The organism is Pseudomonas sp. Sample_23, assembly GCF_004307595.1.
GTDB lineage: Bacteria > Pseudomonadota > Gammaproteobacteria > Pseudomonadales > Pseudomonadaceae > Aquipseudomonas > Aquipseudomonas atacamensis.
Window position 1 is genome coordinate 493,525 of the sequence record NZ_RCNX01000083.1, and the last position, 24,373, is coordinate 517,897.

The following is a 24,373-nucleotide window of genomic DNA, read 5'->3' on the forward strand; positions in this document are numbered from 1 at the left end:
CACTGACTGGAAAAACAACCATGACCAAAAAAACCCTGTCCCACCCAGTCAAAGCACTGGCCCTGGCGTTCGGCCTGTTCAGCTCGGCGCTATTCGCTGCCGACGCCCCGTTGAAAATCGGCACCACCGCCGCTTTCGCCATTCCGCTGGAAGCCGCCGTCGAGGAAGCTTCCAAACAAGGCCTGAAAGTCGAGCTGGTGGAATTCACCGACTGGATCGCGCCCAACGTCAGCCTCGCCGCTGGCGACATCGACGTGAATTACTTCCAGCACATCCCGTTCCTGGAAAATGCCAAAGCCGCGTCCGGTTTCGATCTGGTGCCATTCGCTCCTGGGATCATCAACAACGTCGGCCTGTATTCGAAGAAATACAAAAGCTTCGATGAACTGCCCGAAGGCGCCAGCGTCGCCATCGCCAACGACCCGATCAACAGCGGTCGCGGTCTGCAATTGCTCGCCAAGGCCGGTTTGATCACCCTGAAACCGGGCGTCGGTTACAAGGCCACCGAGGACGACATCGTCGCCAATCCGAAGAAGATCAGGATCCTTCAGGTCGAAGCCGTGCAGCTGGTGCGCGCCTATGACGACGCCGACCTGGTCCAGGGTTATCCAGCCTACATCCGTCTGGCGAAGACCTTTGATGCCGGCTCGGCGCTGCTGTTCGACGGTCTCGATCACAAGGAATACGTGATCCAGTTCGTCATCCAGCCGAAGAGCAAAACCGACCCGCGCCTGATCAAGTTCGTCGACATCTATCAGCATTCGCCGGCCGTTCGCGCGGCACTGGACAAGGCCCACGGCAAGCTCTATCAGGCCGGTTGGGAAAGCTGAACATGACCGCAGCGATCCAACGGCGACTGGAGCTTCCAGAGCCACACAATGCTGAAAAAACCGAGCTGCATCCCGAGTTGAATCGCGCCCACGTACGCTTTATTGGCGTGGGCAAAACCTACAACGGCCGACAAGGTCCGGTCGCGGCCTTGCAGGGCATCGACCTGGCGATTCAACGCGGCGAAGTGTTCGGCATCATCGGCCGTAGCGGCGCCGGCAAGTCGTCGCTGATTCGCACGATCAATCGTCTCGAACAGCCGACTTCAGGACGGGTGTTGATCGATCAGGTCGATATCGGCGAGTTCGATGAAGACCGCCTCGTCGCCCTGCGCCGGCGCATCGGCATGATCTTCCAGCACTTCAATCTGATGTCGGCCAAGACCGTCTGGCAGAACGTCGAGTTGCCGCTGAAAGTCGCCGGCGTGCCGAAGGAGCAGCGCGACAACAAGGTTCGCGAACTGCTCGAACTGGTCGGCCTGCACAGCAAGCACAAGGCGTACCCGGCGCAACTCTCAGGCGGGCAGAAACAGCGTGTCGGCATCGCCCGTGCGCTGGTGCATGACCCGGACATTCTGCTCTGCGATGAGGCGACATCGGCGCTGGATCCGGAGACCACGCAGTCGATCCTCGGCCTGCTGCGCGAGATCAACAAACGCCTGGGCCTGACCATTGTGCTGATCACTCATGAGATGGCGGTGATTCGCGAGATATGCGACCGCGTTGTCGTGCTCGAGCACGGCCATGTGGTCGAACAAGGCCCGGTGTGGCAAGTGTTCGGCAATCCGCAACACGCAGTCAGCCAGACCTTGCTCGCACCGCTGCAACACGCCTTGCCGGAAGAACTGCAGAGTCGTTTGCTGACGCAATCAACGGCTTCAAATGCAGCGGTGGTGTTGCGTTTGCAGTTCACCGGCAGTGCCGCTGATGAGCCGGATCTGGCCGCGTTGTTTGCGGCATTGGGTGGCCGAGTGAAGCTGCTTCAGGGCGGCGTCGAACGAATTCAGGGACACGCGCTGGGGCAGCTTTTACTGGCCGTCAGCGGTTCGGCGTTCAGCGCCGAGCAATTGCGCGAACGCGCCGGGCAATGGGCGCAACGAGTGGAGGTATTGGGCTATGTGGTTTGATCGCTTGCTGCAGGGTTTCATCGACACCTTTTTGATGGTCGGCGTGTCGTCGCTGATCGCGCTGCTGGTGGGGATTCCCATGGCGGTGATTCTGGTCACCAGCGACAAGGGCGGGATCTATGAGGCGCCACTGTTGAACCGTGCGCTGGGCGCCTTCGTCAATCTGTTCCGCTCGATCCCGTTCCTGATCCTGATGGTCGCGCTGATTCCATTCACCCGCCTGATCGTCGGCACCACCTATGGCGTGTGGGCCGCTGTGGTGCCGCTGACAATCGCCGCAACGCCGTTCTTCGCGCGGATCGCCGAAGTGAGTCTGCGCGAGGTCGATCATGGTCTGATCGAAGCCGCGCAGGCCATGGGTTGCCGGCGCTGGCACATCGTCTGGCATGTGCTGCTGCCCGAGGCGCTGCCGGGGATTGTCGGCGGTTTCACCATCACCCTGGTGACGATGATCAACTCATCGGCCATGGCTGGCGCGATTGGTGCGGGCGGGCTGGGGGATATCGCCTATCGTTACGGCTATCAGCGCTTCGATAGCCAGATCATGTTGACGGTGATCGTCTTGCTGGTGGCGCTGGTGGCGGTGATTCAGTTGGGTGGCGACAGGCTGGCGCGGGGGCTGAATAAGCGCTAAGGTCGATGGCGGCAGGTGGCCATCAACCAGGCCCATGTGATCGCAGTATTTTGGGCAACGCCCTTCGCAAAAATCAGATGCTTCCTACACCACTTTTGTCGTTTCGCCAGCCCGAAGCACGCGGGTTTGCAGGACGATTCCTAGAATAATTTGCCCGCTTGTACCCGAAATATCCTGTAGCTAATCTCCGGTCGTCACTGTTTTGCGGTGACTGGATTCAGTTGTCCGGCCGGCAACTGATCCGCGTGCAGCCGCCGTCCTGCTCGTTTAGTCGCGAAATGGTTGGCTCCCACTTGAAGTCAGGAGTTTACCCATGGAAAAGAAACTTGCCGATCCGCCACTCAGCCTTACCTCAAGCAAGCGGTTCACCGAGGATTTGCTCAAGGATCGCTCTGCACTGTGCCGCGCCGTCGACTCACATCTGGCCGGCAATCAGGTCACGTTGGCTGGACAGAAACGCGTCTACAGCATCAGCGAAGATGTGACGCTGGAGGACGCCCAACTGTATGTTGCCGATCTGCTGCGCTGCGCTTCGGTGACCGTCCATCAATGCGGTGACCAGCTCGGGGGCGCGGATCGGGCCATGGTGTTCTCGGTCTGGCATCTGCTGGAAATGGCCAAGGCGATGATGGACCGCTCGATCGATTGTCTGGGAGCCAAGCAGCACTGAAGCCTGGCACCCATTGCCGCCTGCACTGGACCCAGCGCAGGCGGCGTCTTTTTGCCGGTGAAAAAGCTTATAGTCCGCCCTCACACCGCCAATACAGCATCGATCATGAAGCAAACGCCCAGCGACCTCGAACAGATCACCGCCACTACCCTCGGTCACTACAACTCGGTGGCTGAGGATTTCCGCGAAGGCACGCGCGACCACGATGTCAGCCAGAACATCGAGGCCTTGCTGCGCCACATTCAAGGTGAAGCACCCTTCTCGATTCTCGATTTCGGCTGCGGTCCGGGCCGGGATTTGCAAACCTTCACGCGCATGGGCCACGTCGCGATCGGCCTTGATGGCTCACAGGAATTCGCGCGCATGGCCCGCCAGGACAGCGGTTGCGAAGTCTGGCAGCAGGACTTTCTCAAGCTTGATCTGCCGGCCGAGCGCTTCGACGGCATCTTCGCCAATGCTGTGCTGTTTCATGTGCCGTTGCAGGTGTTGCCGCAAGTGCTACGGCAACTGCACGGCACCTTGAAACCGGGTGGCGCGCTGTTCAGTTCCAATCCGCGTGGCGACAACCAAGAGGGCTGGAACGGGCCGCGCTATGGCTCGTATCACGATCTCGAAGCCTGGCGCGGGTTGCTGACGGCGGCGGGGTTTGTCGAGCTGGAGCATTATTACCGGCCTGCGGGCTTGCCGCGCGAACAGCAGCCGTGGCTGGCGAGCGTGTGGCGCAAAGTCTGAATCAGGGCGCCGCTTGTACCTGATACTGGCTGTCGCTGCCGTCCGCTAACAGTGCAGTCATGCTGTGTCCCGGTAACGTCCGGCCCTGCCAGTTGCGTGGAGCGGCGTCGAAATTGGCCAGCAGTCGCGTGCCGTCGGCAAACGTCGTCTGCTGGACCAGGCGATCCTCGCTCAACCAGTCAAAAGCGGTCAGCGCTTGCGTCGCCAGACGTTCGTGCAGCGGACGAAAGAATCGATCCTGACGCACGATCAACGGCAAGCGCTGATCAAGGCTGGCCGCACTCAGGTGGTACAGCGGCGGTAAGTTGTAGAGCAACTGAGTGAGCTCGTTTTCCACCCGCACGTCGCTCAGTTTCAGGTTATCGAACAACCAGTGATGACTGGTGATGACAGAGCCGTGGAACACCGCCTGATACAACGGTAAACGGCTGGCGGGGGCGAAATGAACGCGTCGGTAGTCAGCCTTCAACCGGGTCGGTTTGAAGAACACCGCCGGCTGCTCCGGTGGGTACCATTGGCCGACGAAAAAGTCCGCTGTGCCCGGCTGCTGCATGTCGCGATCGCCCCAGCCGATCACTGGCGTCTGCATGCCATGTGCGAACAAGACCCCCTGAGCGGTGGCGGCATTGCCATCCTCGGAGCCGCTCGGCAGCTGCAACACCTCGTTGATCCAGCGCGATGCTGCAACATTGCCCGCGGCATTCTGCGCCTGGGTCATCGGTGCGCCGGGACGATAACTGTCGAAGAGCATGCCAGCGGCGTAGGCATCGAGAAACCAGCTGTTGAACCCGACAACCTTCTGGATTGCATGGATGCGCCGCTCAAGCAACGGTCGCACACATCGCGGATCGGTATAGTGACCGGACTGCTGAAACCCGCTTTTCAGCGCACCGTTTTCCTCCACGATCGCGCACTCGGTATTGGCCCGATCGCCGAGGTGCGCGGTGGTCCAGTCCGGATTTTCGTCCTCGCGCAGCGCGGTTTCATAGGAGTCATAGGGGGCAATCAGATACCCCGCAGAGACGGCGGCGCGCACCGCCTCCGGGTGCCAGAGTCCACCTTCCCAGCCCTCGCCGAGCCCAAGCCATAAACGCGAAAGTCCAGCGCTCTGCAAGCGTTCAATGGTTCGCCGCGACAAGGTGCGCCCCCAGCGCGAAGGATCAGGCGCCAGCGTACCCTTCAGAACATCGGCCAGCTGCTCGCGCACCTCAGCGTACCCGTTGACCAGCGCCTGCATGTCCGGCACCGCACGCGCCTGCCAGGTTTTGCGCGCCTGAACGTTCAGCGCGCGATTGAGACTGCGCAGCATCACAGTCTGCTGATAGCGATTGAGTACGGTCTCGCTGGCGAGCAACCGCAGCGCTTCAGGATCCATCGCTGCCCGAAGTTCACTGACCAGCACACCCGAGCCGCGCAACCGGGCAATCAGCAGCGGCCAGTTGCGCACATTGTCAGGGCCGAGCAGGTCGTTGCCCCATAGATAGACATGCGCGGCACCGATCAGCTTGGCGGTTTCGGGGTCTTGATCAGCTTGTTCGCCAAGGTTTCAAATTGATCGCTATCGATGAGCCACTGCTTGTAGCGCTTGGCCCCAGCCAAGGAATCGAGAGTCCCGAGAAACAGGCTGAAGGTCAGCGGTTTTGCGGGTTCAAGCGATGTGAATCGATGCCGGGCCGACAGCCCCAGCGCATCGCCATTGGCCTTGAAGCGCAGTTGGTTGTTGTAAGGATTGGTCAGCAACCAGTGCAGGCTGAACTTCTCGTACTCCATCCCCCAAAGCGGCAGGCTCAAGTCCTGGGTGGTATCGAGCGCGCCCTGCGCGAGCAGGAACTTCTGCCACACCCGGTCACCGCGCGGCACGTAGCGCCCTTCGGCAAGCGGCCAGATCAGCGCCTGGCCCATTGCACTGGCGGGCTGATGAATAAACTCGATCTGCGAGGGCGAGTTAGCCGTAATCGAAAACGTCAGGTCACGCTGATTCAGGTCAACACTGAGCAACCAGCGCCCATCATCCCATTGCCAATCGATGCGATTGCCGCGCCTGACCATGTCGCTGACCTTGTGCCGCAGCACACCGGCCGAGGCCTGCACCGGCGCAGCGCCGGCGGCTTCAACGCGCACCGCCAGCGTCGCAGGATCGACCTGCACCCGCCAAAGCTGGTTTTCCAGCAGCACTTCGGCCAGTACTGCCGGCGACAGGCTCAAGCCAGCGAGCAGCAACCATCCGCGTAACCAGCCGGAAACAGTCGACATGGCACGTCCCTCTTCGAATGAAGAAGGGACGTTAGCGCAGTCCGCTCACCCTGTAAGTCAGACCTTTCCCAAAGATCGCAGGGGCTATCTCACTGCGCCGGCTTTTCATCCTTCTGCGGTTCGCGAATCTTGTACCAGGCCACATACAGCGCCGGCAGAAACAACAGCGTCAGCAGCGTCGCCACGACGATGCCACCAATCATTGCGTAAGCCATCGGCCCCCAGAACACTTCGCGGGCGATCGGGATCATGCCCATGCTCGCTGCCGCTGCGGTCAGCAGGATCGGCCGGCGCCGGTGTTCGGTGGCTTCGACCACGGCGTCCCACGGCGCATAGCCTTTCTGCTCGAACTCATCGATCTGCGTCACCAGAATCACCGAGTTGCGGATGATGATGCCGATCAGCGCGAGAATCCCGAGGATCGCCACGAAGCCCATCGGCGTGCCGGTCGGCACCAGCGCCAGGACCACACCAATCAACCCCAGCGGCGCGACACTGGCGACCAGGAACATCTTCTGCACGCTGTGCAATTGGATCATCAGGAACGTCGCCATGAGGAACAGCATCAGCGGCAGCACCTTGGCAATCGGTCCCTGGGCCTTGCCGCTTTCCTCGACCGTACCGCCGGTGGCGACCTTGTAGCCGACCGGCAGCTTCGAGGCAAAAGCGTCGATCGACGGCTTGAGCAATTTCACCAGATCGGTCGGCTGAATCTCGTCGCGCACCGAGGCCTTGATGGTGATGGTCGGCAAGCGGTCGCGACGCCAGACTAGCGGTTGTTCCAGTTCATAGCGCACGGTGGCGAACGCCAGCAGCGGAATCGAGGTGCCGCTCGGCGTGACGATCTGCAGGTTCCGCAGGGTTTCCGGCGTGCCGCGTTCGGAATCCACAGCGCGACCGACCACGTTGATCAGGTAGATGTCGTCATTGACCTGGGTCAACGGCGAGCCGCTGACAATGCTGTTCATCAAGTTGGCCACATCTTCTGAGGACAGCCCGAGTTGCCGCGCCTTGTCCTGGGCGATGTCGATGCGCAGGACTTTGCCCGGCTCGTTCCAGTCGTAGATGATCTCGCCGATGTGCGGGTTCTTGTCCAGTTCAGTGGCCAGGTCGATGGCATGTTTGCGCACCTGATCGACATCTTTGCCGCTGACTCGATACTGAATCGGACGCCCCACCGGCGGGCCCATTTCCAGAGCCTGCACGTAGCTGCCGATGCCGACGAAGTCTTTGTGCAGCCGCTCACGCAAGCGCTGGCTGAGTGCCTCGCGGGCTTCGAAGTCCTTGCTGACGATCACCAGCTGCGCGTAGTACGGGTTCTGCAATTGCTGATCAAGGGGCAGGTAGAAACGGATCGCGCCCTGACCGATGTAAGTGCTCCAGCGCACGATGTCCGGGTCGCCCTTGAGCGTCGCTTCGAGCTTGTCCACCGCTTTGCGGGTTTCGTCGATCGAGGCGTTTTGCGGCAGGTTCAGGTCGACGAGAATTTCCGGGCGGTCGGAAGCGGGGAAGAACTGGTTCTGCACGAAACGCATGCAGAACACCGCCAGCACGAACAACAGCACGGTGACGCCGATCGCCCACCAACGATTGCGCATGGCCCACAACAGACCACCGTTGAAGGCGCGACCGACGCGACCCGGCTCGGCATCGTGGGCTTTCACCTTGTCGCTGAGGATGTGCACGCCGATCACTGGTGCGAAGAACACCGCGACCACCCACGAGACGATCATCGCCACCGCGATCACCGCGAACAGCGTGAACGTATATTCACCCGCCGAACTGGCGTTGAGGCCGATGGGCACAAAACCGGCGACAGTCACCAGCGTACCGGTAAGCATCGGGAATGCCGTCGAGGTGTAGGCGAACGTCGCCGCCTGCTCCTTGCTCTCGCCCATTTCCAGGCGCGTAACCATCATTTCCACGGTGATCATCGCGTCGTCCACCAGCAGGCCGAGGGCAATGATCAGCGCGCCGAGGGAAATCCGCTGCATAGTGATGCCGCTGTATTCCATGAACACGAAGACCATGGCCAGCACCAGCGGAATCGAGCAGGCCACCACCAGACCGGCGCGCACGCCGAGGCTGATGAAACTCACCACCAGCACGATGATGACCGCTTCGAACAGCGCGCTGGTGAAACCGCCGACGGCCTCTTCCACCACCACCGCCTGATCGGAAACGGTGTGCACGCCGACGCCGACAGGCAAGTCAGCGGTGAGCTGGTCGATGCGCTCGTGCAGCGCCTTTCCGAATTCCTGAACGTTGCCGCCCTTCTGCATGGCAATCGCCAGGCCGATCGCCGGTTTGCCGTCGAAGCGGAATTCCGGTGTCGCCGGATCGACGTAGCCACGGCTGATCTCGGCGATGTCGGCCAGACGATAGAAGCGATCGTTGAGTTTGAGATTGACCTCGGCCAGATCCTTCTCCGACTCGAACTGGCCCGAGGTGCGCACGGAGATCCGCTCCGGCCCCGCCTCGATCACCCCGGCCGGAGTCACTGTGTTCTGCGATTGCAGGCTCTGCACCACTTGGCGCTGGTCGATACCCAGTGCGGCGAGTTTGCGCGTGGAGAAGTTCAGGTAGATCGTTTCGTCCTGCTGGCCGACCATTTCGATCTTGCCCAGCCCCGGCACGCTGCGTATTTCTGCGCGCGCCTGTTCCACGTAATCGCGCAACTGACGCATGGTCAGGCCATCGGCGGTGAAGGCGTAGACCGAGCCGTACACGTCACCGAACTCGTCGTTGAATCCCGGCCCCTGAATGCCCTGGGGAAACTGGCCGCGAATATCGTCGATCTTCTTGCGCACTTGGTACCAGATTTGCGGAATGTCCTCAGCGCTGGTGGTGTCGCGCAGGTACACGTACACCGTCGATTCGCCGGGGCGGGTGTAGCTTTTCACGTAGTCGAGGGAATCGAGCTCTTCGAGTTTTTTCTCGATGCGGTCGGTGACCTGCTTGAGGGTTTCTTCCTGGGTCGCGCCCGGCCATTTGGTCTGGATCACCATGGTCTTGATGGTGAACGACGGGTCTTCTTCGCGGCCGAGATTGAAGTACGAAAACACCCCCATCAGCAGCCCGACGAACATCAGGTACCACACGAAAGACTGGTGCTTGAGGGCCCATTCGGAGAGGTTGAAAGAGCCTTTCATTGACTGTCCTCGTCAAGTTTTACCGATTGTCCGGGTTTGAGACTGTTGACGCCGGCGCTGACCACGCGCTCGCCATTCTGCACGCCACCGGCCAGCACCACGCTGTTGTCGCCACGGCTGACCACGCTGACGTCGCGCGGGTTGACGGTTTTGTTTTGCGTATCGATCACCCAGATGCGGGTTTTGCCGTCGATTTCCTGCAACGCCGTCAGCGGCAGTTCGATGCGCGGCTTGATCGCCGAGCTGAGGGTCACGCTGATCGCGGTGCCGAGGCGGAAACCGTCCGGCGTTTCCGACAGGGTCAGGCGTGCGCGGCGGGTGCGCGTGGCGCTTTGTGCCTGGGGCTCGATCTCGCGGATGATCGCCGTGGTGTTGATGCTCGGGTCGAGCTGCGCAGCCACCGAGAACACCACGTCGCTGGGCAACTGATCGACCAGGGTATCGGGCAGATCGATCACCGCTTCCTTGATGTCCGGTTGCGCCAGCGTCACCACTTGTTGCCCGGCAGTTACCACTTGCCCGGCTTCGGCGTTCCACGCGGTGACCACAGCTTTGTGATCGGAGCGCAGCTCGGTGTAGCTCAGTTGATCCTTGCTCTGGCTGACCGCCGCCCGAGCCTGATCAAGCGAGGCCTGAGTGGTTTTCAGATCGGTATTGGCGACGTCCAGTTGCGCCTGCGCACCGACGCCGCGATCGAACAGCGCTTGCTGACGACGTGCATTGGCCTGGGCGTTGATCAGTTGCGCCTGGATTCTCGCCAGATCGCCCTGCGCCGAACGTAACTGGTTCTGCTGGTCGGATGGGTCGAGAGTGGCGAGCAAGGTGCCCTTCTGCACCTCGGCGCCGACATCGACGTTGCGGCTGGCGATGCGCCCACCGACGCGGAAACCGGTGTTGCTCTCATAACGCGCCTGAATGCTGCCGGCAAAGCGTCCGAGGCTTTCTTCGTTGAGGGCTTTGACCGTGACCGACAGCACCGGACGTACCGGTTCCGGCGGGGTTTCCTTTTCCGAGCAGGCGCCCAGCAGCAACGCCATGCACAACAGGCCGAAGCGCTTCATGGCTGCGCTCCCGGTTGCAGATCCTTGTAGGTGTTTTCGGCAATCTCGACTTTCATGCCGGGGTGCAACAGTTGCCCGCCGGCGACAATGACTTTCTCGCCGCCCTTGAGGCCTTCGCTGATGATCACTTTGCCGGTCAGGTAACGGCCGACCGTGACCGTGTGCAGTTGCGCTTCACCCTTGTCATCGACCAGCCATACCGCCGGGTCGCTGATGTTTTTCGTCAGCGCCGACCAGGGCAGTTCCACCGCCGATTTGCCGGTGCCCTTGGCGGTGGCACTGACCACCGAACCGAGCTGCATGCCCGGCGGCAGCTTGTCGAGGCTGACCTTGACCTGCACGGTGCCCGATTGCGCCGACACCGATGGCGTGATCTCACGCACGGTACCGGTGGTTTTGATCTCGGGGTTGTCGAGCAGGCTGACCACGATCGAGCGATCGGACGGCCGCTCGGCCAGCAGCGATTCGTAGACATTGAACACCGCGTCGCGGTCGCCATCGCGGGCGAGGCTGAAAATCGGCGCGGTGGCCTGCACCACTTGGCCGACTTCGGCCTGGCGCTCGGTGATCACCCCGGGTGCATCGGCGATCAGTGCGGTGTAGCTGAGCTGGTCCTTGGCGTTGGCCAGCTGCGCCTGCGCCGCGCTCAATGCGCTCTGACTGCTGCGCAGCGCGGCTTGTGCCGAATCGTATTCGCTCTGGCTGGTGTAGCCCTTGGGCAGGAGTTTTTGCTGACGCACGAAAGCGGCTGCCGCTTGCTTCACGCGGGCCTGTTCGGCGACGACCTGGGCCTGAGCGGAATCGACGTTGGTCTGCAGATCTTTCGGATCAAGTTTGGCCAGCACCTGCTTGGCCGTGACGCGGTCGCCGACATCGACCATGCGCTGGATGATCTTGCCGCCGACGCGGAATGACAACTGGGTCTGCACCCGCGCCTGCACATCACCGGTGAGGGTCACCGCGGCGGCGTAGTTGGCCGGTTCGACCTCTTGCACAAAGACCCGTGGCAAGTATTCCTGAGCAGGTTTCTTGTCGCCGCATGCGGTGAGCAACGCCATGGCGCTCACGGCCATCAGCACTTTCAATCCGGGACCCGCCATGCACACTCCTTGGCCTTAAATGCTGCTGTCGAGACGATACGACTTCAGAGCTTAGAACAGGGTTCCACGGTTGCGGGCGCCAACACCAGATTTATCTCATTAAAGGTATGCTGCCCGCGTATCGCAGTGACCCGGAGAAGGATTTCATGCTCAACACCCTGGCGGTGGCCAATTACCGCTCGATCAACAAACTGGTGATTCCGCTCGGGCGCCTGAACCTGATTACCGGGCCCAACGGCAGCGGCAAGTCCAACCTCTATCGCGCCTTGCGCCTGCTGGCGGAAACCGCCCAGGGCGGCGTGGTCAATGCGCTGGCGCGTGAAGGCGGGCTGGACTCGACGTTCTGGGCCGGACCGGAAACCATCAGTCGACGCATGCGCAACGGTGAGGTAGCGATCGAGCCGACGGTGCGCCACGGCGTGAAAAGGTTGCGACTGGGATTCGCCGGCGAGGATTTCAGCTACGCCATCGGCCTGGGCCTGCCGGAGCCAAGCACTTCATGCTTTGCCCTCGACCCGGAGATCAAGCGTGAGTGCATCTGGGCCGGCCCGGTGTTTCGCCCGGCGAGCCTGCTGGTCGATCGCAACGGTCCGATGATCCGCGCCCGCGAAGGTCGCGCCTGGGATGTGCTGGCGCAACACACGCCGAACTTCGACAGCCTGTTCGACCAGGTCGGCAATCTGCGCAGCTCGCCAGAAGTATTCCAGATGCGCGAATTCATCCGCCGCTGGCGCTTTTATGATCACTTTCGCAGCGATGCCGACGCGCCGGTGCGTCAGCCGCAACTGGGCACTCGCACGCCGGTGCTGCACCACGACGGCCGCGATCTGGCGGCGGCCTTGCAGACGATTATCGAGATTGGCGATCCGCAGGCGTTAACAGCGGCGATCAGCGATGCGTTTCCCGGCGCGCGACTGAAAATCGCGCCGTTGGCCGGTGGACGCTTCGCTATCGAGTTTTATCAGGAAGGCTTGTTGCGGCCATTGTCGGCGGCGGAATTGTCAGACGGAACCTTGCGCTATCTGCTGCTGGTTGCGGCGTTGCTGACACCGCGACCGCCGACACTAATGGTGCTCAACGAACCGGAAACCAGCCTGCACCCGGACCTGCTGCCGGCGCTGGCAAGGCTGATCATTCGCGCTTCGGAGCAGTGTCAGGTGTGGGTGGTGTCACATGCACGGCGACTGATCTCGGCGTTGCAGGAAGACCCGGAATGCAATTGCATCGTGCTGGAGAAGACGCTGGGACAGACCGGGATTGTCGGGCAGCGGGTGCTGGATGAGCCGGCGTGGCATTGGCCAGACTAGCCCATTCGATCGTTCCCACGCTCTGCGTGGGAATGCAGCCCGTGACGCTCTGCGTCACTGGACGCGGAGCGTCCCTGGAGGCATTCCCACGCAGAGCGTTGGAACGATCAACAGGCAATCACCCCTGCCACTTGCCCCCTTCAACAATCACACTCTCGGGCCGGGTGTCATCACTCAGTTCTTTGCGCACATATTGGTCATACAGCTTGAGCAGGTACTTCTCCTCGCCCAATTTGGCCAATTCGCTGTTGACCCAATCACGCAACTCGAGATTGCCCTTTTTCACTGCCGGCGCAATCGGCGCCTCGGCTCCGAGCTTTTCCTCGAGCACGCGATACCCCGGGTTCTGCTTGGCCCAGCTGAACAGCACCAGATTGTCCTGCGCATAGGCATCGCCACGACCATTGGCCAGGGCTTGCAGCGACTCGGAGTTTTTCTCGAACTTGAGCAGTTTCCAGTCCGGGTGGTTCTTGGTCAGCCAGATATCCGCGGTGGTGCCGGTGGTGACAATCGTGGTGCGCGTCGCCAGATCATCCAGTTTTTTCACTGAACTGCCCTGCGGCACCAGCGCCTGCACGGCGACCTTGAGGTTCGGGTTGGTGAATTCCACCGCCTCCTTGCGCTCCGGGGTGACGGTCATGTTGGCGAGGATCAGGTCGACCTTGTCGCTCTGCAAAAACGGAATGCGACTGGCCGGCTCGACGGCGACGAACTCGACCTTGTTTTCGTCGCCGAGCAGATCTTTGGCGAAGCGCCGGCCAATGTCGGTGTCGAAGCCGACGTAACGCCCGGCCTCATCGACGAAACCGAACGGGGGCTTGTCGGTAAATACACCAACGATCAATTTGTCGCGGGCCTTGATCTTGTCCAGATAACCGGCCGGCGCGGCGCTTTCGCTGGCGACTTTCGGCTTTGGTGGCTCTTCGGTCTTACCGCAACCGGCAAGCAAGGCGAGGCTGAGCAGGGGCAGTAACAAAGCGGCAGTTTTCATAGCAGTTCCAGTTCCTTTTTCGGATTCGATTCTGGCGATGTGGCAACGAAGGAGAACTTCTCAAGAAACTGCTGCGCGCGTGCGGTTTGCGGGTTCGTAAAGAAAATCTCGGGTGCGGATTGTTCGAGGATGCGCCCGGCATCCATGAACACGATGCGGTCGGCCACCGCGCGGGCGAAGGCCATTTCGTGGGTGACGATCAACAGGGTCATGCCTTCGCGGGCCAGGCCCTGAATGACTTGAAGTACTTCCTTGACCATTTCCGGGTCGAGGGCGGCGGTGACTTCGTCGAAGAGCATGACCCGTGGATTCATGCACAGCGAGCGAACAATGGCGATGCGTTGCTGCTGGCCGCCGGAGAGCTGACGCGGGAAAGCATCGCGCTTGTCCAGCAGGCCAACACGCTCAAGCAGGGCTTCAGCCTGCTGTTGCGCTTCGCGGCGCTGACGCTTCTGCACCTTGAGCGGGCCGAGCAGCAGATTGTCGAGCACGCTCATGTGCGGGAACAGGTGATAACTCTGGAACACCATGCCGATCTGCTGGCGAATTTCGCGCCAGTCAGTGGCCTTGTCCAACAGCTCTCGGTCGAGGAATTTCAGGCTGCCGCTGTGGGCCTCTTCCAGACCATTGAGGCAACGCAGCAAAGTACTTTTGCCGCAACCGCTGGGACCAAGAATGACGAGCACTTCGCCGCTCTGCACTTGCAGGTCGATGCCATCGAGCACCTGCTGCGCGCCATAGAATTTGTTGAACCCGTGAAACTCGATCAGTGCGCTCATGCTTGCGTCCAGCGCCGCTCCAGCACGCGCGAAGCGGCCGAAAGCGGGTAGCAGATGAAAAAGAAAAACAGGAACAGCGCACCGTAAATCAGTACCGATTCGTAGGTGCGCTCGATGATCTGCTGGCCGACCTTGATCACATCCACCACGCCAATCAGCACCGCCAGGGAACTGGTCTTGATGATCCGCGTATAGACATTGATGGTCGGCGGCGTCATGCGCTTGAGCGCTTGCGGCAGCAGCACGTAGCCATAGAGTTGGGCCGCATTGAGGCCGATCGACAGCCCCGCTTCACGCTGTCCGCGCGGCAACGAATGCAGCGCACCGCGCGCTACCTCGCCAACTTCGCTGGCGCCCCACAGCGACAGCACCAGCACCGCGCACCAGAAGCTCGGCAGGCTCAGGCCGAAGAAAATCGGCAGACCGAAGAACAGCAGATACAACCAGACCAGCACCGGAATTGCCCGGAACAGCTCCAGATAGATGCGCAGAATCGCGTTCAGCCACGTGACGTTCAACGTGCGCAACACACCGTAGAACACACCGCCGATCGTGCTGATGGCGATGCTCAGAAACGAGATCGACAACGTTTGCCCGGCGCCTTTTGCCAGTTGCGGCAACGACACCCACAGCAGTTCAATACCCGAACTGGCCATGCTGGAGCCTCCTTTCCAGACGGCTGAGCAACAGCGACAGCGGCAAGAACAGCAGCACGCAGATCAGCGTCAGCACGGCGAGCATTTCGTAGGTTTTGTAGTAGAGCGCGATGTAGCTTTTGGTGGTGTAGAGGATTTCCGGCACCGCTACCGCCGAGACCACGGTGGTTTCCTTGAGCAGGAAGATGAAATTGGCGAACAGCGACGGCAAGCTGAGGATCCCCGCCTGCGGCAGGATCACATAGCGCAGCAACTGGCCGTGGGACAGGCCAATCGACCGCCCGGATTCCAGTTGCGCCTGGGGCACCGCATCGATGCCGGCGCGCAGCACTTCGGTGAGGTAGGCGCCACCAAGGAAGGTCATGGTGATGATTGCCGCAGTGAAACCGGAAACCTGGATCCCCACCGCCGGCAACGCGAAGTAGACGAAGAACAGCTGAATCAGCAACGGCGTGTTGCGCGCCAGCTCTACGTAGAGGCCGACCAGTTTTTGCAGGTATGGCGTGCGAAACACCAGAATCGTCGCGTTGAGCAGCGCCACCAACAGCGAAGTGGCGATCGCAATCAAACCGACCTGCAGAGTCACGCCGACGGCTTTGAGAAAAGCCGGCAGAGTGCTGAGGATAAAGGCGTAGTCGAAAGTCATGAAGCGTCCTGACGCTGCTTGGTAAGCGGCGATGATGCAATCCATGGACGGCGGATGGCCGTCCGGCAGGCACTGACTTTATAGGTATAAAAACCATAATTTAAATACCTTTAAAGCATATTGATATCACCCAAAAAACTATCCTGTGGGTTTGCCGGGAAGGAATAAGACGGCTATTTTTCTTTGCGCTGTAGGACGGATCTTTTTTCCACGAAAGACCTCCAAGGAACCACAGCTTTTGGCCAGACTCTCCGGCCCATTCACCACAAGGAAGAACAACATGGACGTAAAAGTGCCGCAGCGGCTGGATCCGCAGGACATCGTGAAATTGCTGAGGGCGTTGCGCCGGGCGTTGAAGACTACAGCGTAAGTCAAAAGCCCCTCACCCCAGCCCTCTCCCGGAGGGAGAGGGGGCCGACCGAGGTGTCTCGCGTTGTACATCGACCTGGAAGATCTTGGCGATTATGGCTTGGCTGGGCTTCAGCGATGCTGGATTCAGAGCGATACGTTCAGGTCGGCGTATCTCTCGAATATCCCCGTATCGGTTCCCTCTCCCTCTGGGAGAGGGTTAGGGTGAGGGGCTTTTTAACGCACACACAAAAACGCCGATGACCATCAAGGCCATCGGCGTTTTTGCATCTGAAGCAGATTCACTCAAGTCAGATCAGAACGCCGGCAACACCGCGCCGCTGTACTTCTTCTCGATGAAGGCTTTGACTTCCGGGCTGGTCAGGGCCTTGGCCAGTTTCTGGATCGCGTCGCTGTTCTTGTTGTCCTCACGGGCAACCAGGAAGTTCACGTACGGCGAGTCAGCACCTTCGATCACCAGCGCGTCTTTCTGCGGATTCAGCTTGGCTTCCAGCGCGTAGTTGGTGTTGATCATGTCCAGATCAACTTCCTTCAGCACGCGCGGCAGCAGGGCCGATTCCAGTTCCTTGAACTTGAAGTTGTGCGGGTTCTTGGCGATGTCTTTCGGCGTTGCCAGAGCGTTTTTCGGATCTTTCAGTTCAATCAGGCCGGCCTTTTGCAGCAGGATCAGGGCGCGGCCGCTGTTGCTGCCTTCGTTGGGGATGGCGATGGTCGCGCCGTCCGGCAACTCAGCCAGAGTCTTGTACTTGCTCGAGTAACCACCGAACGGTTCAACGTGAACGCCCTGCACGGTCACCAGGTACTTGGATTTGTCATCCTTGTATTTACCCTGGTTGAAGCTGTTCAGGTACGGCAGGGTCTGGAAGTAGTTGGCGTCCAGACGCTTCTCGCCGACCTGTACGTTCGGTTGTACATAGTCGGTGAAAACCTTGATTTCCAGATCCACGCCCTCTTTGGCCAGGGTCGGTTTGATCAGCTCAAGGATTTCAGCGTGGGGCACCGGCGTTGCGGCAACTACCAGTTTCTCGCCGGCGTTGGCGAAAGAAGCCGTCAGAGCAGCCGCCAATGCGGTAAACAACAGAACCTTTTTCATGCAGTGTCCTTATCGAAAATCACGGTCGTCATCGACGACGGCATTTAATACGTGTGCCAGTGAAGTGATATCGCTGGCGTGAGGCGGACAATACCCGGATTTTTTATTCCCGGACAATAACGTTTATTCAGCTTCATATTCCATTTTGTTCATGTTGAAGAAAACGCTCACACCGCCTCGCTCAAGCGAATCAGCCAGTCTTTCAAGGCCTTACGCTCTGCACTGCTACCACCTATATGGGTCTGCCTGACCAGACGTTCGATCTGAACCTGCGGCGCAGACGCGTCAGGCAGGTTCAGATGTTCCGGCAGGATTTCGTCGCCGGTGCTGACCAGCAGGGCAAAGTGGATGACGTTTTCCAGTTCGCGAGTGTTGCCCGGCCAGCTGTGTTGTTCGAGCACATGTTGCGCGGCTTCGCTGATCAGCGGCACGGGCAAGTCGAGACGCTGGCTGTAGATGCCAAGGAAATACTCGGCCAGCGAGAGGATGTCGCCGGTGCGCGCGCGCAACGCCGGCAGCTCCAGATGACCCTCGCTGAGGTAGTGATAGAGCCGCTCGTGGAATTTTCCGGCGTCCACGGCCTGGGCCAGATCGATGCTGGTCGCCGCAACCAGGCGCACATCCACCGGGCTCGGCTGATGCGCACCGACGCGGGTGACTTCGTGGTTTTCCAATGCCGCGAGCAACTTGATCTGGATTGGCAGCGGCAGATCGCCGATTTCATCCAGGTACAAGGTGCCGCCGTTGGCCGAACCGAACCAGCCGGCGCGGCTGCTGGCCGAACCGCTGTAGCTGCCGGCGGCGTAGCCGAACAGTTCGGCGTCGGCGTAGGTCGGGCTGATCGCGCCGCAGTTCACCGAAACGAACAGCCCGCTGCGATCACTGGCGCGGTGGATATGCCGGGCGAGCAGCTCTTTACCGGTGCCAGTCTCACCGCGAATCAACACTGAAATCGCACGTGGAGCCAACTGCTCCAACTCCTCGCGCAATTGCCGCGAGCGTGGGTCGACGAACACCAACGCCTTGGCGCGAATGCTCAGGGGGCTTTTTTCCGCATCGGGAAAGGTCAACAAGGGCTGACCGAAGGTTTCGAGACTCATGGCAGGCTCCCGCCCAAAACCGCCAGCCGACGGGGGCGTTGAATAGTAAGGTCAGGCGCGACGGCGGGCGTGATGTTCCAGACGGTTTTGCAGGCGATAGAGATAGGCAAATCCCTGCTCCCAACGCTGATGCCCGGACTTGACGTTGATGTGCCCGGCCCCGGCGAGAATCCCCGCCTCCGCGCCCCAATTGCGCGCCAGTTCCAATGCGCGCGGCGCACTGACGGCGGCGTCGTTGTCGGAGCTGACGACCTGACTGGGGAATGGCAACAGGTCCGTCGGAATCGGTGCGAAGTTGCGCAGTGCCGGCGCACAGGCAGGACGCTCGACGTCGGCCGGCGCAACCAGCAATGCCCCACGCACCTGACGCAGGTATTGCAAGGGCGCTGTCGCCGCCCAGTGGGCAACGGTGATGCAACCGAGGCTGTGAGCGATGAGAATGACCGGCGTGCTGTCGGCGGCAATCGCTTCGGCCAGCGCGGCGACCCAGTCCTCACGGCGCGGCGTCAGCCAATCGGCCTGCTCGACCCGCGCGCTGTTTGGCAGGCTGTTCTGCCAATGGCTTTGCCAATGATCTTCTGGCGATCCTTGCCAGCCCGGCACAATCAGGTAGCGGATTGATTCGTTGCGCATGGGGAGCTCTCCTGCGTCGTGTCTGTTCCGGGTCGAGTATAGGGAGCGGAGTTATATTGGTTAAGGAATAAGAAGCTATTTATTAAGACCTGTATCGAATATGTGATTTGTGTAGGGCATAAGATTCCTCCCCCTCACCCCAACCCTCTCCCCCAAGGGGGCGAGGGGGGAAAGGGAGCCGATCTTCAGGTTCTTCAAATCTTGAGTTCGATTGGATTTCTCATATCGATGTATAGCCGCCAGACACCCCGGTCAGTCCCCTCTCCCTCCGGGAGAGGGCTAGGGTGAGGGGCTTTTTCAAAAACCGAACGCAAAAAAAGGGCCGCACCCTGCCAAGGAGACGGCCCCGGAAAAACGAAAATCTGTTACCGCGCAGTAATCACCGACAACTTGGTAATCCCCGCCCGTTCGATCGAAGCCATGGCTCGCGCCACTTCGCCGTAATTCACCCCATCATCGGCCTGCAATTGCACGCGCACCTCCGGGTCCTTGGCTTTGGCCGACTTGAGGTTGAATTCGAGTAAGTCGGGCTGAATCTCGTCCTTGTTGATAAACAGCTTGCCGGCGCCGTCGATGCTCACCACCAGCGGATCCTTCTGCTCGACCGGTGCCACCGCTTCGGTCTTCGGCAGGTTGATCGGGATCGCGTTGGTCAGCAGCGGCGCGGTGACGATAAACACCACCAGCAGCACCAGCATCACGTCTACCAGCGGCGTCACGTTGATTTCGCTGAGCACCTCATCCGTGTCTTGCGTGGAGAAGGCCATATCAGGACGCCTCCTTCACTTTTGCCGCGTTGCCCGACGTTGCCACCTTGTGTGCGGTCGGGTGGATCAGCACGCGGAACGCGCTCTTCTGCGCCAGGCTGTAGAAGTCGTGGGCGAAGTCATCGAGATCCGCCGCGGTCAATTTCAGACGACGCAGAAAGTAGTTGTAAACCAGCACCGCCGGCACCGCGACGGCGATCCCCACGCCAGTCGCGACGAGTGCCGCACCGATCGGCCCGGCCACCGTTTCCAGGCTCGCCGAACCGGCGGCGCTGATGCCTTTCAAGGCCTCCATGATTCCCCACACCGTGCCGAACAAACCAATGAACGGCGAGGTGCTGCCAATACTCGCGACCACCGCCAGACCGGTTTCCAGCGAACGCCGTTCGCGGACGATCTGCTGGCGCAAGGCACGCTCGAGGCGATCCTGATGGTTGATCGCCTGGCTCAGATCATTCGCCTGCGGCGCCTCGCCCACCTGGATCGCTGCATAGCCAGCCTGCGCCACTCGCGCTGCGGCGCCGGGCTGGGTTTCGCTCAACTCTGCCGCGACATCCAGACTCGAAGCTGCCCAGAAGCGTTTATGAAAGCGCCGATCCTGCGCTTTCAGACGACCGAACTGCACAGCCTTGAGCAACGCCAGGCCCCAAGTGGCAACGGAAAAAACCACCAGCAGCCAGATCACCGCGCTTTCGATGGATTCCAGTGGAGATGCCAGTAACGTCATGATGTGTTCCCTCGTATAAACATTTCGCGCGAATTTGGTTTCGGTTTAATGAATCTTGAAATCGATGGGCACGCTGACCCAGCCGTCCTGGGCGACATCACCCTGCTTGGCCGGGACGAAACTCCAGCGCTTGACGGCATTCAGCGCCGCATCGTCGAGCTGTTGCCGACCACTGCTTTTGGCAATCTGAATCTCGCCCGGTTTGCCGCTGGCCAACACATGCACCCGTAACAACACCGTGCCTTCCCAACCGCGCCGCTGGGCCAGCGACGGGTATTCCGGCGCCGGGTTTTTCAGGTATGCCGCATTGGCTGAAGCCGGGGTAACGGGCGCAGGTGCCGGTGGCGCGGGGGGCGCTGGCGCTGCGACCGGGGCTGCCGGTTTCGTTGGCGCCGGCGGCTGCTCTACCGGCTTCGGCGCGGGTTTGGGCGGCAGTTTCACCACCGGTTTGGGTTTGGCGATCGGCTTGGGCGGCGGCGGTTTCACCGCCAACTCGTCCTCCACTGGCGGTGGTGGCTCGACCACGGGCGCCGGTGGTGGCGGCGCAACAACCGGCGGCGCGGGCGGAGCCGGGCGTGAAAACTCGATGGTCATCGGCGGAATTTCCGGCGGTACCACCGGCAGCACCGGCGTCGGTTTCTGGCTGACCCAATAAATCACTGCACCGTGCACGATCAACGCGAGCACACCGAGCAGAAGGGTTTCGCGCCGACTCAAAATGCCCTTGGGCGCACGCTGCAAACGCAACTGTCCCAACGGCACACGGTGCGGCCGGCCAAGATCGACCAGTTCGCCACTCGGCGTGTGCCGCCACAACAATTCCCCTGCGCTGGCGGCGGTCTGGACATTGCCCATTGTTCAACTCCCTGCGGTCTCTTTCGTTCTACGAGCCAAAGTGATCGACCCGCCATTCTTGAAGCCCCCACGGCGTAGTCGATGGGGCAATCATTGGCTGTGGACGCTTATCACCGAAAGCAATCTTTAACGTTATGCATAGGCCCTCAAGGAATATACAAATCATCCGTTTTTACCGAAGCCGCGCACTACAAGGGCTGCAGCGATCTGCCATAAACGCCATGCTTTTACGGCATGAAAAGTATTCGGCTACGGCATCCGTTAACGCCTTGAAAGGCTGTTTTTGGTTCGCTGATTGCCGACGTCATGCGCCATTGCCGTCGTCGCTGTCGATCAGCTGCGTCTGCTTGCCGGCGCCGCTGAGGACTGGTTGAACGGCCATGTCCAGATCAGCGCCTTGATAGCCCGATCAGAAGTCGTAGCGTCCTGTAACACCCAGGGTCCGTGGCGTGCCGAGCAGGCCTTCATAGCCGCCGTTACCGCCGGTCCACAGGGTCGTGTAGTAGGTTTTGTCGAAGGCGTTTTTCAGCCACAGCGAGACATCCCACTGGCCCTGATTGAAATCGCCGCGCAGGCCGGTGGAAAGGTTGACCACCGCGTAACTGGGGATCTGCCCGTAATCGGAATCCTCGACCGTGCCCACCGCTTTGGAGCGGAACGCGTAGCTGCCGGTGACGTAGGGTTCGAAGCCGTTAGCCAGATTCCATTTGTATTCGCCGTTGGCGTTGCCGATCCATTTCGACGCGCCCACGACTTGATGGCCGCTGAGATCGCAGGAGGCCGGTGCACCCGGGGCCTGGCTGACTTCCGGCGGGCACGGTGCATCCTTGTACGAGAGGTAGCTGACGTCGTTGTACGAGCCGTTGAAATTCAGGGTCAGGCCACGCAGCGGCACCAAGGTGCTTTCGAACTCGATGCCACGCGAGCGCACCGAGCCTGCGTTGGTCAGGTATTGCACGCGGTTGGCGGCGTCATAGGCGTTGGTCTGGTAGGCGTTGACCTGGGTCCAGAATACGTTGGCGTTGAGTTGCAGGCGGCGATCCCACAGGGTGCTTTTGAAGCCGAGTTCGGCGTTGTTGGCGCGCTCGGTGCCGATCAGTAACGAGTCGGCGCCAGCGGTAGGTGCGGAGCCGACCGCGAGGTTGACCCCGCCGGATTTCTCGCCGTGGGACAGCGTCGCGTAACCGAGCACGTCGTCGGTAATGCGATAGCTCAGGTTGAGCAGTCCCGAGGGGCTGGAGCTGTACTGATTCAAATCACCGGAATCGTAGACGCCGGCACGCCCCCGACGCGCATTGGCTGCCGCACCCGCCACCGCCACACCGCCGACCGGCGCGTTGCGGCTGACCGAAGCGTTTTTCTCTTCGTAGGTGCCACGCACCCCGGCGGTGAAATCGAGACGTTCGCTCAGGTGCCAGGTGCCTTGGGCAAACAGGGCGAAACTGTCGGTCTGGATATGGCCGTTGCCGACGCTGGTGACGTTGGCCAGGCTGCCCGCCGGTGTGCCATTCCAGATGTCGGCCTGCGGGCCGTAATAGGAGAAGGATTTGTTGTCCAGATCCGAGCCGAAATAGTAGGCGCCGACCACATAATCGAAGAACTCACCCTTGGGCGAGGCCAGGCGAAATTCCTGCGAATACTGTTTGTCTTCCACCGACACGCCGGCGTTGTAACTGGCCGGCACGTTGAGGCCATCGTCGTTGCGCGGGGTGAAATTCCAGAAACGATAAGAGCTGACCGACGTCAGGGTGAAGTCGCTCGGCAACGTCCAGTTGGCTTCCACCGACGTGCCGCCCTGATGCACGGTGACGTGCTGGTCGTTATCGAGATTGACCTTGCGATGCCGGCCGTTGACCAGCGTTGCCCCGGCTGCACTGGCCCGCGATTCATACAGGTTGACGCCGTTGATGGTCGGCCCTGTGTTGTACAACACGCGAGTGCCGGCGCTGGAATCTTCTTCGTTGTAATCGCCGATCCAGCGCAGATTGAAATCTTCATTGGGCTTGAACAACAGCTGCGCGCGGAAGCCCTCGCGGGAGCCGCCGTTGAGGTCGTGGCCGTCGTATTCGTTCTTGATGTCGCCGTCACTGCGCGTGCGATACGCCGAGAAGCGCCCGGCCAGCTGGTCGTTGAGCGGTCCGGAAATCGTGCCCTTGGTCTGGAAATAACCGTCCTCGCCGACCGAGGTTTCGATACTGCGTTCCGGTGTGAAACTGGGCGCGCGGGTGCTGATGTTGATAACCCCGGCGGTGGTGTTCTTGCCGAACAGCGTGCCTTGCGGACCGCGCAAGACTTCGAGCTGCTCGATGTCCATCAGATCGAACACCGCCATCCCCGGACGGCCCAGATAAACGTTGTCGATGTACAGGCCAACGCTGCCTTCCAGGCCATCACTGGCCGGGTTGTTACCGAGGCCACGGATCGACACGCTGGACTGCCGCGCATGCATGTAAGCGACGTTGACGCTGGGCACCAGTTGCTGCAAGTCCTGAATCCGGTAAACCCGTTGCGTCTCCAGATTCTGCCCACTGACCACGCTCATTGGCGTCGGCACGTCTTGCGAACTTTCTTCGCGGCGGCGCGTGGTGACGGTCACGGTTTCCAGCTGCGAACCGCTGGCCGCCGCTGTGCCTGCGGGGACGGGCGGAGGGGTTTCGGCTTCGGCGGCATAGCCGTGAGTCCAGGTGGCGCTGCCTGCCAGCAACAGCGCCAAAGGCAGGCGTTTGAGCCGTCGGGGAGATGGGGGTAACGCGAGATTCAACGGACTCATGGCGCGGCTCCTGGTCAAAAAACACACAGACATCTTCAGTGCTGCATATTCTTTTCAGTTATTTATTTATGGATTTACAAATATTTACTGCATAAGAGATTGCCTTTATAAGGAGTCGACCTAA

At 60.7% G+C, this 24,373-nt stretch carries 20 protein-coding genes and 1 pseudogene; 6 read left to right on the forward strand and 15 right to left on the reverse strand.

From position 1 onward, the window contains the following. The first annotated feature begins 20 nt into the window (after nt 1-20). From D8U82_RS22250 to D8U82_RS22270, 5 genes are all read left to right on the forward strand, one after another. The gene (locus tag D8U82_RS22250; RefSeq protein WP_130902959.1) at nt 21-830 is read left to right on the forward strand and encodes a MetQ/NlpA family ABC transporter substrate-binding protein; all 810 of its coding nucleotides are present in this window, start codon (nt 21-23) and stop codon (nt 828-830) included. 2 nt (nt 831-832) lie between these two features. Then, the gene (locus tag D8U82_RS22255) at nt 833-1,954 is read left to right on the forward strand and encodes an ATP-binding cassette domain-containing protein (RefSeq protein WP_130887593.1); all 1,122 of its coding nucleotides are present in this window, start codon (nt 833-835) and stop codon (nt 1,952-1,954) included. Next, nucleotides 1,944-2,588: a methionine ABC transporter permease gene (locus tag D8U82_RS22260; protein WP_039756400.1), complete on the forward strand. Its 645-nt coding sequence runs from the start codon at nt 1,944-1,946 to the stop codon at nt 2,586-2,588. The genes D8U82_RS22255 and D8U82_RS22260 overlap by 11 nt, the downstream gene beginning before the upstream one ends. A gap of 313 nt (nt 2,589-2,901) precedes the next feature. Beyond that, a complete protein-coding gene (locus D8U82_RS22265) occupies nt 2,902-3,258 on the forward strand; it encodes a hypothetical protein (RefSeq protein WP_016772210.1) in 357 nt (118 codons plus the stop codon). Between the two features lie 105 nt (nt 3,259-3,363). Beyond that, the gene (locus D8U82_RS22270; RefSeq protein WP_130887592.1) at nt 3,364-3,990 is read left to right on the forward strand and encodes a class I SAM-dependent methyltransferase; all 627 of its coding nucleotides are present in this window, start codon (nt 3,364-3,366) and stop codon (nt 3,988-3,990) included. A 1-nt stretch (nt 3,991) separates the two neighbouring features. On the opposite strand, the pseudogene D8U82_RS22275 reads toward D8U82_RS22270, so the two are convergent. The 4 genes and pseudogenes from D8U82_RS22275 to D8U82_RS22290 form a co-directional block, all read right to left on the reverse strand. Next, a pseudogene (locus D8U82_RS22275) lies at nt 3,992-6,243 on the reverse strand (glycoside hydrolase). A gap of 89 nt (nt 6,244-6,332) precedes the next feature. Then, complete coding sequence (locus D8U82_RS22280; RefSeq protein ID WP_130902960.1) at nt 6,333-9,395, reverse strand: efflux RND transporter permease subunit; 3,063 nt, start codon at nt 9,393-9,395, stop codon at nt 6,333-6,335. Continuing rightward, nucleotides 9,392-10,456, reverse strand: a complete 1,065-nt coding sequence (locus D8U82_RS22285; RefSeq protein WP_016772214.1) for an efflux RND transporter periplasmic adaptor subunit — start codon at nt 10,454-10,456, stop codon at nt 9,392-9,394. The genes D8U82_RS22280 and D8U82_RS22285 overlap by 4 nt, the downstream gene beginning before the upstream one ends. Next, nucleotides 10,453-11,556 (reverse strand): efflux RND transporter periplasmic adaptor subunit, encoded by a 1,104-nt coding sequence (locus D8U82_RS22290; RefSeq protein WP_024011162.1) that lies wholly within the window; start codon nt 11,554-11,556, stop codon nt 10,453-10,455. The genes D8U82_RS22285 and D8U82_RS22290 overlap by 4 nt, the downstream gene beginning before the upstream one ends. A 146-nt stretch (nt 11,557-11,702) precedes the next feature. On the opposite strand from D8U82_RS22290, the gene D8U82_RS22295 reads away from it, so the two are divergent. After that, nucleotides 11,703-12,863 (forward strand): AAA family ATPase, encoded by a 1,161-nt coding sequence (locus tag D8U82_RS22295; protein WP_016772216.1) that lies wholly within the window; start codon nt 11,703-11,705, stop codon nt 12,861-12,863. A gap of 118 nt (nt 12,864-12,981) precedes the next feature. Here the strand turns inward: D8U82_RS22295 and D8U82_RS22300 are convergent, their stop codons facing one another. The 11 genes from D8U82_RS22300 to D8U82_RS22350 form a co-directional block, all read right to left on the reverse strand. Continuing rightward, nucleotides 12,982-13,854, reverse strand: a complete 873-nt coding sequence (locus D8U82_RS22300) for a transporter substrate-binding domain-containing protein (RefSeq protein ID WP_039756389.1) — start codon at nt 13,852-13,854, stop codon at nt 12,982-12,984. Then, entirely contained in the window at nt 13,851-14,633 is a 783-nt protein-coding gene (locus D8U82_RS22305; protein WP_130902961.1) for an amino acid ABC transporter ATP-binding protein, read from the reverse strand. The genes D8U82_RS22300 and D8U82_RS22305 overlap by 4 nt, the downstream gene beginning before the upstream one ends. Then, nucleotides 14,630-15,289 carry an amino acid ABC transporter permease gene (locus D8U82_RS22310; RefSeq protein WP_130902962.1) on the reverse strand — a complete coding sequence of 220 codons (660 nt, stop codon included), beginning with the start codon at nt 15,287-15,289 and terminating at the stop codon, nt 14,630-14,632. The genes D8U82_RS22305 and D8U82_RS22310 overlap by 4 nt, the downstream gene beginning before the upstream one ends. Next, nucleotides 15,270-15,935: an amino acid ABC transporter permease gene (locus D8U82_RS22315; protein ID WP_130902963.1), complete on the reverse strand. Its 666-nt coding sequence runs from the start codon at nt 15,933-15,935 to the stop codon at nt 15,270-15,272. Before D8U82_RS22315 ends, D8U82_RS22310 begins: the two co-directional genes overlap by 20 nt. Before the next feature lie 664 nt (nt 15,936-16,599). Continuing rightward, nucleotides 16,600-17,397 carry a MetQ/NlpA family ABC transporter substrate-binding protein gene (locus D8U82_RS22320; protein WP_016772222.1) on the reverse strand — a complete coding sequence of 266 codons (798 nt, stop codon included), beginning with the start codon at nt 17,395-17,397 and terminating at the stop codon, nt 16,600-16,602. 167 nt (nt 17,398-17,564) lie between these two features. Beyond that, nucleotides 17,565-18,497, reverse strand: a complete 933-nt coding sequence (locus D8U82_RS22325) for a sigma 54-interacting transcriptional regulator (protein ID WP_016772223.1) — start codon at nt 18,495-18,497, stop codon at nt 17,565-17,567. 51 nt (nt 18,498-18,548) lie between these two features. Further along, nucleotides 18,549-19,130, reverse strand: a complete 582-nt coding sequence (locus D8U82_RS22330; RefSeq protein ID WP_007918704.1) for an alpha/beta hydrolase — start codon at nt 19,128-19,130, stop codon at nt 18,549-18,551. A gap of 365 nt (nt 19,131-19,495) precedes the next feature. Next, nucleotides 19,496-19,897: a biopolymer transporter ExbD gene (locus tag D8U82_RS22335; RefSeq protein ID WP_007972930.1), complete on the reverse strand. Its 402-nt coding sequence runs from the start codon at nt 19,895-19,897 to the stop codon at nt 19,496-19,498. Nucleotide 19,898: 1 nt separating this feature from the next. Beyond that, a complete protein-coding gene (locus tag D8U82_RS22340) occupies nt 19,899-20,624 on the reverse strand; it encodes a MotA/TolQ/ExbB proton channel family protein (RefSeq protein ID WP_130902964.1) in 726 nt (241 codons plus the stop codon). Nucleotides 20,625-20,669: 45 nt separating this feature from the next. Beyond that, on the reverse strand, nt 20,670-21,479 hold the full coding sequence (locus tag D8U82_RS22345) for an energy transducer TonB (protein ID WP_130902965.1): 810 nt from the start codon (nt 21,477-21,479) through the stop codon (nt 20,670-20,672). Nucleotides 21,480-21,888: 409 nt separating this feature from the next. Further along, nucleotides 21,889-24,249: a TonB-dependent receptor gene (locus D8U82_RS22350; protein WP_130902966.1), complete on the reverse strand. Its 2,361-nt coding sequence runs from the start codon at nt 24,247-24,249 to the stop codon at nt 21,889-21,891. Nucleotides 24,250-24,373 lie beyond the last annotated feature (124 nt).